Below are 14,333 nucleotides of genomic sequence, written 5' to 3'. Positions count from 1 at the left end.
TAACATCGCGCCGCAACTCCCTTGTTTTATGTGGAATGGTTTTATTGTAACACCCAAAGCATTCCTAAGCTAGTGTCTTGACGGAGGCTAGAGCGGTGTATGAAAGTGATGCCTGGTAACGACTTAGGCAGCTATACTACCAATAGTTATGTTCAGTTTGCTTCTATACTATGTAAAAAGTTAAACAAGTAACCTTCTAATTATTTTTAGAAGGTTACTTGTTTTTGTTTTCAGTTCATGCTATATTACATTTCGTAACCAACAAATATGATTTAGAAGGTTACTTTATTGCGGAGGGATCGTAGGATCCGAGTGGAATCATTGTTTCTTTTTCTAAGATAAGTTCCTAAATATGCTATTCATGTCCGTTGTGATGACGGTCTTTCCTAGCGATTTCCACGCAAAAAAAAACATCCAAGACCAAACAAAAAGGAGATTACAAACATGACACAAACAAGTACTGACAACACAGCAATTCGTCCATTTCACATCCATATCTCGGAGGAAGAAATTATTGAACTGCGTAGACGTATTAACGCGACTAGATGGCCTGAGAAGGAAACTGTAGCGAACCATGACCAAGGCACACCGCTAGAGACTATTCAAGAACTTGCACGTTATTGGGCAAATGAATACGACTGGCGCAAGATTGAAGCTAAAATTAACGCGATGCCCCATTTCATTACCGAGATTGATGGTCTGGACATTCACTTCATCCACGTCCGCTCCAAGCATGAGAATGCTATGCCGATTGTCATTGCGCATGGATGGCCGGGTTCGATTTTCGAGCAAATGAAGCTTGTTGAACCGCTGACTAATCCTACGGCATTTGGTGGACGTGCAGAGGATGCTTTCCACGTGATTATTCCTTCGATGCCTGGTTACGGATTCTCAGGTAAACCAACCACAACCGGCTGGGATCCTAAACGCATCGCGAGTGCTTACGGAGAGCTGATGACTCGACTTGGCTATACGAAGTATGTAGCGCATGGCGGCGACTGGGGTGCGATTGTCGTTGATTTCATGGGAGTTCAGGAGCCAAAAGGACTGATCGGCCTTCACACTAACATGGCTGGCGTCATTCCTGCAGAAGTTGATGCGGCAATTTGGTCCGGGAACCCGCTGCCATCCGGTCTCTCTGAAGAAGAGCTGAAAGCATGCCAGCAAGTTCTTGAAAATAAATTCGCCTACGCCGCGATGATGGGAACTCGCCCACAGACGCTGACTGGACTCGTGGATTCGCCTGTCGGTTTGGCTGCCTTTATGCTTGACCATGATTGGAAAAGCCTTGCCTTAATCGCGAGATCTTTCGCGGGAGTCAAAGAAGGCTTAACACGCGATGACGTTCTCGACAACATTTCACTCTTCTGGTTTACGAATTCTGGCGTTTCCGCGTCTCGTATCTACTGGGAGAATGGTAAAGCTGGCATTTCCTTCTTTGGTATCAAAGGTGTCAAACTTCCGGTTGCCGTAAGTGTCTATCCCGATGAACTTTATGAAGCACCGAAGAGTTGGGCAGAGAAAGCATACCCGAATCTGATCCATTACAACAAACTTCCTAAGGGCGGACATTTCGCAGCTTGGGAGCAGCCAGAATTCGTGACTTCAGAGCTTCGTACGGCATTCAAAACGCTGCGCTAAACGGATGATGGTTGGATAGCAAGAAAGGTGAAGATCATGGATCCAGCAGAAAAAGAGCTTATGGAATCACGATTAATTCAATTAATCAAAAAGTACCCAGGCATTACACCAGAAATGGAAGCCATGTTTTATATCGCCTATACCCGAGGCTTTAGTGATGCATGGTGGAGTCACCAACATAACAATCAACAGGCAATACATTAGGTAAAACTAATTTAATCGGAGACTCACAGCCCCTCGCTGTGGGTCTTTTTGTGCTTGGTATTAATAGGAGATCGAGATCTGGTAAGACTATACCAACAGGGAGTTAATTCCCTTTACATAGCGTCGCATGAGAAGGGAGTTATCGATGATCCCGAAAGTTACGGATATGGTCTGGAAGAACTCGGCTTCATTGAGATGGCTGTTCGGGCTGAAGCTCGTCTATGATTTCGTGTTGACGGGCATGTTTTATTTTGAAAATGCGATGGCTATCTTTTGGAGATTAAGTTTTGTAGTACTTTCTTTGTTGATCTTTCTTTTCGTTAATCTATTTTATGCCAGAATGAAAAAGCATTGGCTCTTGTTTCTCTTAATCATCGATTTCTTACTTACCGCTTCTTACGGCTATGTGTATATCGGCGGTCAAATCCCCAATCACTTATTTAATGGCATTACCGCTTTAGCGATTTGTATGTTTGTAAAGAATCCCCGAAAGCTAATCCTGACTGGTGTATGTTTATTAGTGATTTATTTGATTACGATGGGCAGCATTGATTGGTATATGTATGGACGATGGGATAAAACAAGTTATTTTATTTCCTCTTCGTTCATTGTGTTCGCATGCATAGTCAGCTTTTTGATTCATTTTCATCAAAAGGCAAGCCAAGAAACCATGCTATTGTATACACAATTGATGCAATCTCACGAGCAACTGCGAGCCTATGCGCACCAGACAGAAGAGTGGGCAGCCGCGAGAGAAAGAGTGCGAATTGCACGGGATATTCATGATACGGTTTGTCATAAGCTGACGGCTTTGTTGGTCCAGATGCAAGCGGCTCGCAAGCTGAGCAGCTTGGATACTCAACGCAGCGAACAAACCTACTTGGTATGTGAAGAGTTAGTCAGGTCTGCCATTCAAGAGGTCCGTCTTTCTGTAAGGGCCATACGAGATGAAACCATTACATCAACTTCATTGGAAGAAAGTCTTACCCGTATAGCAGAAGAGTTCACCAAATTTGCCAAGGTTCAAACGGTTCTTGAAGTGACGGGTACTCCTGTTACCCTCCCGAAAGATCTTCAATTAACGGCGTATCGCATTGTGCAAGAATCGCTTACTAATGCTCAGAAGCATGGCCATGCGACCCATGCGGTCATCGGGTTGGCTTTTGCCGAAACAGAATTTTCACTAAGTATACGTAATGATGGCGAATTGCCTGCCACACTTCATCTGGGATTTGGTTTGCTGAATATGCAAGAAAGGGTGAAGGAGTGGAGGGGAGACGTACATTTTGATATGGATCAGCAAATAGGTTTTACTGTTGAAGTGAAGCTGCCCTATTCGCAAACAGAAACGGAGGGACACCATTGAAAATCCTGATTGTCGACGATCAGCGGCTGATGCGAGACGGCCTTGCTACAATCATTGGTCTAGAACCAGGGATGGAGGTGGTTGGAACTGCCGAGGACGGCAGAGATGCTTTTGCCAAAGTTGTCGAATTGCAACCGGATGTCGTATTAATGGATATTCGAATGCCGGGGATGGATGGCGTCGAGGGTACGGAGTTAATTCTTAAGCACTACCCAAAGACGAAGGTGTTGATTTTAACCACTTTTGATGACGCGGAACTCATTCTGAACGTATTGGAAAAAGGGGTACATGGCTATTTGCTGAAGGATATGGCCTCGGAAGCGATCATCAGTGCGATTCAAACGGTGTACAATGGAGGGACGGTACTTCAACACGACATCACATCGATGCTGCTCAAAGAATTAATTGCAGTATCGGATAGAGTTCCGAATCAGACCCACGCATTAAGTAACGCGGAGCCAGAGAAGCTGCGAGAATTGACTGATCGAGAGAAAGATGTGCTCGCCTTATTGGGGCGCGGGCTTAATAATAAAGAAATTGCTGGCATGCTGTATCTCACAGAAGGTACCGTGAAGAATCACGTCTCTAGTTTAATCGCAAAGCTGGGACTGCGCGACAGGACACAAGTAGCTCTATTTGCAGTACGTCATCTATTAGGTTGAATGGGCATGACTTTTGGCATAGAAGCATGAAATTATTCATGTTTGGCTATCCAAGGTTTTGCCTTTTTTCGTAGGCAGATCATGACTTTTCACAGCTTTGTTTACGTTTTGTTCATGTTATACTTTGTGGGCATAAGGGTAAAGGAAGTGAATGGATGAAAAAGGGCTGGTTTGAACTGGACAAATTCAAGCATGAGGATTGTTATTGTTGCGATTGTTCGGATTGCTTGAAAATATGGAAAATCCATATGTATTCTTACGAAGCCGATGACGATTCAACACCTGATGTTACCTTGATTTTGAGTAAGTCAACAGAAACCGGCAATGGGTATTTTTTAATGGAGTATTCAATTACTTATGTAGGGCGAGCGATTATGTTTGACGAGACCAATGCGATGGTCAAGAAGATAGATGAGGTCAGCAGCACAAATGACGCCATGAGCTTGACTGATCATTTGGTTATCTGCCGCGAATTCTTTGATTGTGGGAAAATGAATAAGACATGCCCTTCGGAAAGAACCTAACGGAAGGTTATTCCAAAAAACTTTCCGAATGGAGCGCTATTCCTTATGAGCATCAGGTACTGGCATCGCTTTGTAATGATTTTGGCTATATCGCTTGTAATGACGGCCTTCGACACTCATGCGAATGAGATAGAAAAGCAATCTGTAGACAAGAATGCGATTCGTCCTTTTCATGTCCAAGTTCCAGATGCGGAGCTTGCTGAATTACGTCGTCGCATAAATGCAACCAAATGGCCTGAGCAAGAAAGAGTCGCGGATGCATCGCAAGGCGTGCAGCTAGCCATGATGAAAGATCTGGCACACTATTGGGCGAACGATTACGATTGGCGCAAAGTGGAGGCGAAGCTCAACGCGTTGCCTCAATTCGTCACTGAGATCGATGGGCAGGACATTCATTTCATCCACGTCCGTTCGCCCCACAAGAACGCGCTGCCGATCATCATCACGCATGGTTGGCCTGGCTCGGTGCTTGAGCACATTAAGCTAATCGAGCGACTGACCAATCCAACCGCGTACGGCGGGAAGGCCGAAGACGCGTTTGATGTCGTCATCCCATCGCTGCCTGGCTACGGCTTCTCAGGAAAGCCGACAAGCCCTGGCTGGGGGCCAGAGCGCATAGCTCGAGCCTGGGATGAGCTGATGAAGCGACTCGGCTATACCCATTACGTCGCACAAGGCGGGGACTGGGGGGCGATCGTCGTCGATCAGATGGGTTTGCAGGCACCGAAGGGGTTACTCGCAATTCACACCAACATGCCAGGTACGGTTCCTGTTGAGATTGACAAAGCGCTAGCAGGTGGTCCAGCTCCTACGGGACTGTCGGCTGATGAACAACGTGCCTATGATCAGTTGGTTCGTAATACCATGCAAAGCGAGTATGGCAGGTTTATGTCATCACGCCCTCAAACCTTGTACGGGATTGCAGATTCACCTGTAGGACTTGCAGCTTGGCTTCTCGATCACAATGATGCTGAGGGCCAACCAGCTGGGGCGTTCGTCGAAGGACTGAAGCGGAAGTCGAGCAAGACTGGCGAACTAACACGTGATGAGATCCTGGACAATATCACACTGTATTGGCTGACGAACACGGGAGTCTCTGCAGCTAAACTGTATGCAGAATACAAAGGCGGTTATTTTAACACCAAAGGTGTCACGATTCCGGTAGCTGTAAGTGCTTTTCCCAACGAAATTTATCAGGCTCCGCGGAGTTGGACAGAGAAGGCCTATCCCAACCTCATCTATTATAATCGACCTGACAAAGGCGGTCATTTCGCTGCATGGGAGCAGCCAGATATTTTTGCAAATGAGCTTCGAGCCGCATTCAAGTCACTACGCTAATTCGTATCTGTTGGAACCATCAGAGTAAAAAATGCAGCCCTTTTGACAGTTGGGCTGCATTTTTACTAACCATCATTGTAACTCCCAAAATTTTATATAGATAGTTACTTGTAACGCGCTGTTGTTTATGTTATATTCGTAACTAATAAAATAGATATAAATAGTTACAGATCAAAAAACATGAAAAAGGAGTTTTCCGATATGCGAAAAAAATTAGTCATTGTTTTTCTACTCATTATTTTAACTGCGGGCTCTTTTTATGAAATTAATTGTTTTTTGAACTACTGAGTTGAATTACTGAGTTGGGGGAAAGAGCGAGAAGTTACAACCATCGAAGGAGGAACAATAACATGAGGACTGAATTCGCATTTCGCTTATTGGATAAACACATTCATCAATTCATACAAGTAGGTAATCAATGTCCACCGGAGAAACGCCGCGTCATTCCGGAAGGATATAAAAATAATATTCATTGGCAGTTAGGTCATGTTCTTTACATTACGCAAATGGAAGTGCTCGGTCTTTCCAAGCAGCCGCTGATCCTTCCGGAAAGCTATAAAGCCTTGTTCGCTTACGGTACAAAACCTGCGGATTGGACGGAAGAACCACCGGAGTGGGACGTATTAATCACGCAATTGAAAGAACTTCGCACTTATATCCATGATACGTTACAAGATAGACTAGATGAGCCCGTGAGCGAGAATTTCCTGCATGCTGAGACGATCGGTGAGCTCATCTATGCGAGTACGATGCATGTCTTCTATCACCAAGGCATCATTTACGGCATGAACAAATCACTGAAGTCGGTTGTGATCGAGGCTCAAGACGAGTCGTTGACGGTTATTGAAAGCTCTACACCAACTTCCGATACCGCTATTTTTGCTGGTGGCTGCTTCTGGCATATGGAAAAGTCTTTCCGAGAGCTTGAAGGCGTGACAGATGTGCATACCGGCTATACAGGTGGAAAAGATGACAATCCGACTTACAAAAAAGTCGTTTCCAAAACGTCCGACCATCTTGAATCAGTTGAGATTCAATTCGATCCTAATGTGATTACGTATGAGGAGTTGCTCCAAAATTTTTGGAAAAACGTTGACCCAACAGACGCGGGCGATCATTCCGCCGTTTTTTACACAAGTCCTGAACAAAAAGAGATTGTAGAAGCATCTCGAAAGGAACTCGCAGCATCTAGACAGTTTAGTAAGCCAGTTCTAACGAAAGTTGCCGCTGCATCAACGTTTTACAAAGCTGAGGACGAGCATCAGAACTATTACAAAAGAGTTCGCGGAGCGGTAAAGAAAACGATGAACAAGTACTTCTCCGATCCGCGGTATCTTGAACAAAATATGTGGGATTGGGAGTGATGAGCCATGAATACGAACTCAAAACAAAGTTATAATGGTGATTTTAATAAAGAAGAGAAGTTAAAAACGCTGACGAAACAACAATATAATGTCACCCAGCATGGTGTGGACGAGAGACCGTATGCCAATGAATACTGGGATAATGAAGCTGAGGGTATTTACGTAGATATCGTTTCAGGTGAGCCGCTGTTTAGTTCAAAAGACAAATTCGATGCGCGTACAGGCTGGCCGAGTTTTACCAAGCCATTGGATACCACTAACGTTGTTCTGAAAAAGAAAGGATTCTTTTCTGGGTGCGAAGTCAGAAGTCGCAATGCGGATTCCTTCTTAGGTGATGTGTTTAATGACGGACCTGATGAAACAGGGTTGCGATTCTGCGTGAACTCTGCATCTATGAAATTTATTCCGAAAGATGAACTTGAAGCAAGTGGCTATGGTGCCTATCTCCCACTATTTAGTGAAAAATAAAATCAAACCTTTATTCGTTATCGTCATCGTTATTGGACTAATTACGTACAATCATCAAGTAATGCATTTCACTTCAGAAGACATAAGGATTTGGACAAACGCATTTGGCTGGGCAGCGCCCGTATTTTATATCGCTATAAGTGCCTTACGTCCTTTAATTTGGTTTCCCCAGTCGGTGTTAGCATTGACAGGCGGAATGGCTTTCGGCACAGGATGGGGCACCCTATATGCCATTATTGGCGTGATGCTAGGCGCGATATTGTCTTGGGGGATAGCACGATTATGGGGTCACCGACTGGTTTCCACGAGGTTACAAGATCAATGGGGCAAGCTAGGGCAACAACTGCAGCAAAAGGGCTTTGTGTATATGTTGATTTTGCGGCTGATTCCTATATTTCCGTTTGACCTTATTAGTTATGGAGCCGGTGTGGCGAAAATGAATTTTTCAGCTTTTGTATTCGGTACGCTGCTAGGCATCATGCCAGGAACGTTCGCTTATTGCTTGCTGGGCTCGATATTCTTGCACGAGAAGACGGTATACAGCGTGATGATTACACTTGTTTTCGTGGTTATGACACTGCTCCCGCTTGTTCTCAAAAAACGCGTATTTCATATATAGATTAGAGGAAAGGCATCCAATTGTGATTGGGTGCCTTTTTGCTGTTTCGTGTACTTTCTAAGTGAGAACATCAGACGCGATTTCGAATAAGGACAACATGTTCGACAAAAAATGACAGGGATAATGTTTGGATTGCTAATTATGCCTAGGATGATATACTTAGTATATTAAAGGCATACGGTCAGGTGATCCAGATGGAAGCGCATTTATATGAACAGCTTTATTGGCATATTGTGCATGAGATTAAAGAGGGAAAGTTGAAGGTCGGAGATCGCGTATCTTCAGAGAAAGAACTTGCTGAGCAGTTTGGTGTCAGCCGCATCACGTCCAAGAAAGCGTTGGAGAAGCTGGCAGAAGAGGGGCTCGTTAAACGCATCCAAGGAAAAGGGTCATTTGTGGCGCAAGCTGTGGCGGTTGGGCTAGATCCTACACGACACTCCGAGGAAAGAGCGGTAATATCCAGTGTCAAAACAAGACCTTTGATCGGGTTTATTATTTCTAATTTTTCCGATGAATTCGGCTTGCAGCTGCTCCGATCGATGGAAAGGCAAAGCGCAGTGCACAACTATGACCTCATCATCAAGCGAACTTGGGGGAGCAGGGAAGAAGAAGAACGCGCGATCCAATTGTTTGTCAGTCTAGGTATTAAGGGCTTAATCGTAACGCCTATCCATGGTGAGCATTATAATGCGGATTTGCTGCGTCTCGTCTTGGACAAATTTCCTGTTGTATTGGTTGATAGATATTTGAGAGGGATTCCGGTATGCTCGGTGTACACTGACAACAAGAAAGCCGCTAAAGACTTGACACTTCATCTGATCGGGAGAGGCCACAAAGACATTGCTTTTCTGTCTCCTCCTGTAGAAAATACATCAACTTTGGAGGAAAGGCTGTTGGGGTATACCTTAGCCTTTACGCAAGAGGGATTAAAGCTAAATCTGCCTTATTGTTTGACAAGCTTAAAGGGGATTCTTCCTATTAATCACAATGGAACTGCTAACGATAGTGACAAAATGACGATTAGGTGTTTCTTGGAACAATATCCTGAGGTGAAAGCATTCGTCGCTTCAGAATTCTTGGTGGCTACACTGTTGACTCAGGTCATTGATGCAATGGGCAAATCCTTGGACGACTACGACATCGTATGCTTCGACTCACTGAACGATCATCTAGGGAAGCCAATTTTTACACACATACAACAAGATGAGAAACGGATGGGGGAAGGCGCAGTTGACTTGCTAGTCTCCCAGTTAATCGGTGAGGCTGTCCCTGAACAACGAATAATTGAGCATCGGATGATCGTGAGAGCCTAGCTTTAACGGTCACTCAATAGCAAGTAAAAACATGGATGATTCCATGTTTTTTTTTGTCCATTTTGTTGTTCAGCTAAGACAGAAGCATACCCGCGAAGGTGTGGGATAGGGAGAAAAGTGCACCTACATGTCGTGATATTGGAGTTGACATGATATATCCGCTAATATTAATATACTTAGTATGTAGTAATGCTATTTTATGGAAAAGAGGTGAGGTAACTGGTTAAAAGGCAGATTTAATTAAGCAGATTCCTTAGTAAAAGGCTGCCCAAACGTTGTATTCGACGCCAACATCCTTTTTCTATGAAGAAGTTTAACAAGAATGTAAGCGCATACAAAACCTATCTGAAGGGGGAATTATGCATGAGACAATTCAAGCAGCTCACATTTCCAACAATGGTAACGGTCCTCGCTATATCAGTTCTTGCAACCGCGTGTTCATCGACGACTTCATCCACAGGAGGTACTAGTTCCGGTACGCCATCAACTACCGCAGGATCGACTACGACAAGCGGTCAGGGAAATGCAACAGTCACGCTATGGCACGGCCTGACTTCCATCGATTTGGACAATATGAATAAAGTCGTGAAAGCATTTGAAGAGAAGAATCCTTCTATCAAAATCAAGTTGGTTTATACAGAATCCAATGAAGGTGCTGATCAGAAGCTGCTTACAGCCGTTGCAGGCGGCAACCCTCCTGATATTGCCTTTTTCGATCGCTTTAAGGTGGGCTCTTGGGCAGCGCAAGGATCTTTGACTGATTTAACTACGATGGCTACAGGTGCTGGCATTACTAAGAACTCTTATTACCCATTTGCCTGGGACGAGTCTAGTTATCAAAACAAGCTGTATGCGATCCCCTTAGGTACGGATTCCCGCTTACTCTTTTACAATAAAGATCAATTCAAAGAAGTCGGACTAGATCCGAATAACCCGCCCAAAACGATTGCTGAACTTGAAGCAGCAGCTGAAAAATTGACGATTAAGGATGGCAAACGATTCAAGCGTATCGGTTTTATTCCATGGTACTCGCAAGGCTGGCTGTATAGCTGGGGATGGTCGTTCGGAGGAGACTTTATGGACCCAGCAACGGGCAAAGTCACTGCCAATGATCCCAAGGTCGTTGAAGCTTTACAGTGGATGACGAACTTTGCCAAAAAATATAATGTCGAAGACATTACAGGCTTCACAAGTGCAGCAGGGACAGATGAGATGGATCCATTCATCACGGGTCAAATTAGTATGAAGATTAGTGGGAACTGGACAGTTGCCGGTATCAAAAAGTTTAAACCGGATCTGAATTATGGCGTTACACCGATACCGACGCCAACGGGAACCAACTTCACAACATGGTCCGGCGGCATGTCCTTAATTATCCCTAAGGGAGCTAAGAACATAGAACCCGCTTGGAAGTTCCTAGAATACTTAGGTAAGGAAGAAGGGCAGTATTTGCTGAATGCTCAGTCAGGGATGTCCGTTATCGATGCTGTAAACGCGAAGTTTGGCTACAAGGACGATCCGATTATGAAAGAATTCGTTAATATTCTTCCGAAATCACACAACCGTCCTGTCGTTCCGGAAGGCCAGCTGCTTTGGAATGAATTAGCTTCTGCAACTGAAAAGTCCACGCGTGGAAGCGGCAGTCCCAAAGAGAATTTAGATAAAGTGACCGAGACCGTTAACAAAGCCTTAGAGAAATATAAGAAATAACATGCTCAATAGGCAGGGAGAGACTCTCTCTCCTTGCCTATTGAACGATTCGGGAGGTGGATGTCCATGGCAAATTCAGCTGATTCTGTGCTCGTACTAGACCGTCGAACAACTAGAAAACGGAAATCTTTCCACAACACAAACTTGATTGGGTGGCTCTTTGCATCACCTTGGGCGTTGGGACTACTCGGTTTCTATGCAATCCCGATGTTCGCATCATTTTACTTCAGCCTTACCACGTATAGCATTCTGCAGCCTGGTGAATTTATCGGTTTGACGAACTATAAGGATCTTTTCAATGATCCACTGTTTTGGAAATCCATCTACAATACGATCTATTTTGCCGTATTCTTCGTACCCTTAAGTATATTTTTCGGTGTAGCGCTCGCCATGATGCTAAATATGAGAATCAAGGGAATGGCCATTTACCGAACGATCTTCTTCTTACCGACGCTTGTGCCGCAAGTGGCCTTGGCGGTGCTGTGGATGTGGCTGCTGCATCCAAACTTTGGCTTAGTGAATGGGATGTTAGCCAGCATAGGGATCGATGGTCCTCCTTGGCTAGGTGGTGAATCATGGTCCAAACCATCGTTGATCTTGATGTCGCTTTGGGGAATCGGTCATGCAGTCGTCATCTACCTTGCCGGATTAGCAGATATCCCCGATGAATATTACGAAGCAGCGGAAATTGACGGCGCGAGTTGGTTTCAGAAAACGAAAGCCGTAACGCTGCCGTTGCTAACACCTGTTATTTTCTACAATTTGGTTATGGGTACGATCGGTGCCTTTCAACAATTCACACTTCCCTACACCATGACCAAAGGGCAAGGAACACCTGCCAATTCCATGACGTTTTACGTCATGTATTTATACGAGAATGGATTCAAATACTTCAAAATGGGCTACGCTTCCGCCATGGCTTGGATCTTGTTTGTAATCGTTATCGCTTTAACTGGGTTGATTTTCGTAACCTCAAAACGTTGGGTTCATTATCAAGGAAAATAGAGGAGGACATAATGGAATGAATCCACTAGCTAGTAAGAGAGTAAGTCGATCTGTCGCTCATTTATGCTTAATTATTGCTTCATTCTTTTTCATTATTCCTTTTATATGGCTGGTATCAACTTCATTGAAGCCCCTCACACAAATCTTCACCTTTCCGCCAGAGTGGATTCCGCATCCCTTCCAATGGAGCAACTATGCGCGTGCCGTTGACTATATCCCTTTCTGGACGTATTTGAAAAATACAGCGATTATTACGATTGTCAGCACCCTAGGTGTCATCATCTCCTGTCCGTTGGTGGCCTACAGCTTTGCCAAGCTAGAGTGGCGTGGTCGCGATGTATTGTTCTTTGTCACCCTTGCAGTTATGATGATTCCCGGACAAGTCACCATGATCCCACTTTTCCTTTTGTTCAGTAAATTAGGTTGGGTGGGTACCTATCTCCCGCTCATTGTTCCACAATTTTTTGGTGTACCTTTTTACATCTTCTTATTGAGACAATTTTTCCTTGGACTGCCGGATGCCCTTCGGGAAGCGGCACGTATTGATGGTTCCAGTGAGTTCCGTATTTATCTGCAAATTATGTTTCCACTAGCGAAGTCAGCGGTCTTAGCTGTCGCCCTGTTTCAATTTATGGGAAGCTGGACGGATTTCATCGGTCCGTTGCTGTATTTAACGAATGAGCCATCCTATACGGTATCACTCGGATTGCAGCAATTCCAAAGTCAAAAAGGATCGGAATGGGGGCTGTTAATGGCCGTATCCACCTTGATGACACTGCCGGTTATTGTGCTTTTCTTTCTTCTTCAGAAAACGTTTATTAGTGGAATTACCTTTAGCGGTATAAAAGGATAACCAATTCATGCCAAATTCTCTTGTAGATTAAGCCTATTAAAGCGCTTATAATGAAGCATAAATAGGATACTTCAGGAGGCAGTCATGCAATCATTGAATGAGGTAATTGCTTTTATTGCAGAAAAAACAAGCCGTAATGCAAGCGCTTTCGGAGATCGTCTGCCCACCCATACAAAAGACGACGCGTATGAATTTTCGGAGAATGGCTTTTGGACAGGCGGCTTCTGGACAGGACTTAATTGGCTTAGCTATGAGCTTACACAGGATGAGCAATTTATAGCTTCAGCACGTAATTCCTACCCAAGATTGCTGCAACGATTGTACGAAGCACCCAACACGTTGGATCACGATATTGGGTTTCTGTACGCGTTATCTTTCGTTGCAGATTACAAGTTGACGGGGAGTCTTTCCGCCCGCAAGGTGGCTATTGATGCAGCGGATCAACTCATGTCCCGTTTTAATGAGAAGGGAAGGTTTATTCAGGCGTGGAACGTATGGCAACCAGGTGAGGCCTTTAGCGAGGAAAACAGAGGCCGAATTATCATCGATTGTATGTATAATTTGCCACTCTTGTTCTGGGCTGCGGAAGAGACAGGGGATAATACTTACAAGGAAGTAGCGGAAGCACATGCAGATACGTGTGCGGGTACGATTATTCGACCTGACTTTACAGCGTTCCATACGTATGTCTTCGATCCAGAAACGGGTGCACCTAAATTTGGACAAACCTTCCAAGGTTATGCGGACGATTCTTGCTGGTCCCGTGGACAGACATGGGCAATAGGCGGCTATACACACGCTTACAAGTATACAGGGAAGAAGGCTTATCTTGACGTTGCGCGTGGTTGTGCGAAGGCCTATCTGGACAGGATTGGCGAAGATCTGGTCCCATTATGGGACTTTGATGTGCCGAATCCGGAACAAGCACTTCGTGACAGTTCAGCTGCCGCTATCGCTGCTGCAAGTCTTCTAGAACTTGCCAAGCATGTTGATAAGGAAGAGAAGAATCTGTATACAGATTTTGCAAGGCGTGTCGTGCAGCATCTCTTTGAAGGCTACTCAACACGTGAAGAACCGCACCATGAAGGCTTGCTGCATCATGGCTGTGAACACCATCCAGCTGGCAAGCATGTGGATTGCTCCTTAATTTATGGGGATTATTATTTTGCTGAGGCTGTAGCTCGATTGCTCGGGGTAACCAAATCGTATTGGTAAAAGAAAAAGGTACAGCTTTCCTCGCTGATGTGGAGGAACTGTACCTTTTTT

The 14,333-nt window shown here is 44.7% G+C and carries 14 protein-coding genes; all 14 read left to right on the top strand.

Going from position 1 to position 14,333, the window contains the following annotated elements; all coding sequences use genetic code 11:
* Positions 1–444: 444 nt before the first annotated feature.
* The 14 genes from AC58QM_RS09745 to AC58QM_RS09680 all read left to right on the top strand — a co-directional run bounded on the left by AC58QM_RS09745 (position 445) and on the right by AC58QM_RS09680 (position 14,282).
* The gene (locus tag AC58QM_RS09745) at positions 445–1,641 is read left to right on the top strand and encodes an epoxide hydrolase family protein (RefSeq protein ID WP_497283410.1); all 1,197 of its coding nucleotides are present in this window, start codon (positions 445–447) and stop codon (positions 1,639–1,641) included.
* Between the two features lie 36 nt (positions 1,642–1,677).
* Positions 1,678–1,845, top strand: coding sequence for a hypothetical protein (locus tag AC58QM_RS09740; protein ID WP_497283408.1), 168 nt, complete (start codon positions 1,678–1,680; stop codon positions 1,843–1,845).
* A gap of 145 nt (positions 1,846–1,990) precedes the next feature.
* Positions 1,991–3,211 (top strand): sensor histidine kinase, encoded by a 1,221-nt coding sequence (locus AC58QM_RS09735; protein WP_497283406.1) that lies wholly within the window; start codon positions 1,991–1,993, stop codon positions 3,209–3,211.
* A 29-nt stretch (positions 3,212–3,240) separates the two neighbouring features.
* A complete protein-coding gene (locus AC58QM_RS09730) occupies positions 3,241–3,873 on the top strand; it encodes a response regulator (protein ID WP_497283632.1) in 633 nt (210 codons plus the stop codon).
* 155 nt (positions 3,874–4,028) lie between these two features.
* Complete coding sequence (locus AC58QM_RS09725) at positions 4,029–4,397, top strand: hypothetical protein (RefSeq protein ID WP_497283404.1); 369 nt, start codon at positions 4,029–4,031, stop codon at positions 4,395–4,397.
* 45 nt (positions 4,398–4,442) lie between these two features.
* The gene (locus AC58QM_RS09720; protein ID WP_497283402.1) at positions 4,443–5,735 is read left to right on the top strand and encodes an epoxide hydrolase family protein; all 1,293 of its coding nucleotides are present in this window, start codon (positions 4,443–4,445) and stop codon (positions 5,733–5,735) included.
* Between the two features lie 350 nt (positions 5,736–6,085).
* Complete coding sequence (msrA, locus tag AC58QM_RS09715) at positions 6,086–7,099, top strand: peptide-methionine (S)-S-oxide reductase MsrA (protein ID WP_497283400.1); 1,014 nt, start codon at positions 6,086–6,088, stop codon at positions 7,097–7,099.
* Between the two features lie 6 nt (positions 7,100–7,105).
* Positions 7,106–7,567, top strand: coding sequence for a peptide-methionine (R)-S-oxide reductase MsrB (gene msrB / locus AC58QM_RS09710; protein ID WP_497283399.1), 462 nt, complete (start codon positions 7,106–7,108; stop codon positions 7,565–7,567).
* Complete coding sequence (locus AC58QM_RS09705; RefSeq protein WP_497283397.1) at positions 7,533–8,186, top strand: TVP38/TMEM64 family protein; 654 nt, start codon at positions 7,533–7,535, stop codon at positions 8,184–8,186. The genes msrB and AC58QM_RS09705 overlap by 35 nt, the downstream gene beginning before the upstream one ends.
* Before the next feature lie 194 nt (positions 8,187–8,380).
* Positions 8,381–9,499 (top strand): GntR family transcriptional regulator, encoded by a 1,119-nt coding sequence (locus AC58QM_RS09700; RefSeq protein ID WP_497283396.1) that lies wholly within the window; start codon positions 8,381–8,383, stop codon positions 9,497–9,499.
* Between the two features lie 363 nt (positions 9,500–9,862).
* Complete coding sequence (locus AC58QM_RS09695) at positions 9,863–11,209, top strand: ABC transporter substrate-binding protein (protein ID WP_497283395.1); 1,347 nt, start codon at positions 9,863–9,865, stop codon at positions 11,207–11,209.
* Positions 11,210–11,275: 66 nt separating this feature from the next.
* Positions 11,276–12,214 carry a carbohydrate ABC transporter permease gene (locus AC58QM_RS09690; protein ID WP_497283393.1) on the top strand — a complete coding sequence of 313 codons (939 nt, stop codon included), beginning with the start codon at positions 11,276–11,278 and terminating at the stop codon, positions 12,212–12,214.
* Between the two features lie 16 nt (positions 12,215–12,230).
* Positions 12,231–13,067 carry a carbohydrate ABC transporter permease gene (locus tag AC58QM_RS09685; protein ID WP_310500721.1) on the top strand — a complete coding sequence of 279 codons (837 nt, stop codon included), beginning with the start codon at positions 12,231–12,233 and terminating at the stop codon, positions 13,065–13,067.
* A gap of 84 nt (positions 13,068–13,151) precedes the next feature.
* Positions 13,152–14,282, top strand: a complete 1,131-nt coding sequence (locus AC58QM_RS09680; RefSeq protein ID WP_497283392.1) for a glycoside hydrolase family 88 protein — start codon at positions 13,152–13,154, stop codon at positions 14,280–14,282.
* Positions 14,283–14,333: the final 51 nt, after the last annotated feature.

It is taken from the genome of Paenibacillus sp. J22P165 (assembly GCF_059692015.1).
The sequence above is the reverse complement of the archived record's forward strand: the minus strand, read 5'-3'. Positions and strand labels throughout refer to the sequence as shown.

Excerpts from the sequence above, each read along its gene's own strand:
- AC58QM_RS09720 (WP_497283402.1), top strand. The coding sequence starts at position 4,443 with ATGAGCATCAGGTACTGGCATCGCTTTGTAATGATTTTGGCTATATCG.
- AC58QM_RS09725 (WP_497283404.1), top strand. The coding sequence starts at position 4,029 with ATGAAAAAGGGCTGGTTTGAACTGGACAAATTCAAGCATGAGGATTGT.
- AC58QM_RS09685 (WP_310500721.1), top strand. The coding sequence starts at position 12,231 with ATGAATCCACTAGCTAGTAAGAGAGTAAGTCGATCTGTCGCTCATTTA.
- AC58QM_RS09735 (WP_497283406.1), top strand. The coding sequence starts at position 1,991 with ATGATCCCGAAAGTTACGGATATGGTCTGGAAGAACTCGGCTTCATTG.
- msrA (WP_497283400.1), top strand. The coding sequence starts at position 6,086 with ATGAGGACTGAATTCGCATTTCGCTTATTGGATAAACACATTCATCAA.
- AC58QM_RS09695 (WP_497283395.1), top strand. The coding sequence starts at position 9,863 with ATGAGACAATTCAAGCAGCTCACATTTCCAACAATGGTAACGGTCCTC.
- AC58QM_RS09680 (WP_497283392.1), top strand. The coding sequence starts at position 13,152 with ATGCAATCATTGAATGAGGTAATTGCTTTTATTGCAGAAAAAACAAGC.
- AC58QM_RS09740 (WP_497283408.1), top strand. The coding sequence starts at position 1,678 with ATGGATCCAGCAGAAAAAGAGCTTATGGAATCACGATTAATTCAATTA.
- AC58QM_RS09745 (WP_497283410.1), top strand. The coding sequence starts at position 445 with ATGACACAAACAAGTACTGACAACACAGCAATTCGTCCATTTCACATC.
- AC58QM_RS09730 (WP_497283632.1), top strand. The coding sequence starts at position 3,241 with ATGCGAGACGGCCTTGCTACAATCATTGGTCTAGAACCAGGGATGGAG.
- AC58QM_RS09690 (WP_497283393.1), top strand. The coding sequence starts at position 11,276 with ATGGCAAATTCAGCTGATTCTGTGCTCGTACTAGACCGTCGAACAACT.
- AC58QM_RS09700 (WP_497283396.1), top strand. The coding sequence starts at position 8,381 with ATGGAAGCGCATTTATATGAACAGCTTTATTGGCATATTGTGCATGAG.
- AC58QM_RS09705 (WP_497283397.1), top strand. The coding sequence starts at position 7,533 with ATGGTGCCTATCTCCCACTATTTAGTGAAAAATAAAATCAAACCTTTA.
- msrB (WP_497283399.1), top strand. The coding sequence starts at position 7,106 with ATGAATACGAACTCAAAACAAAGTTATAATGGTGATTTTAATAAAGAA.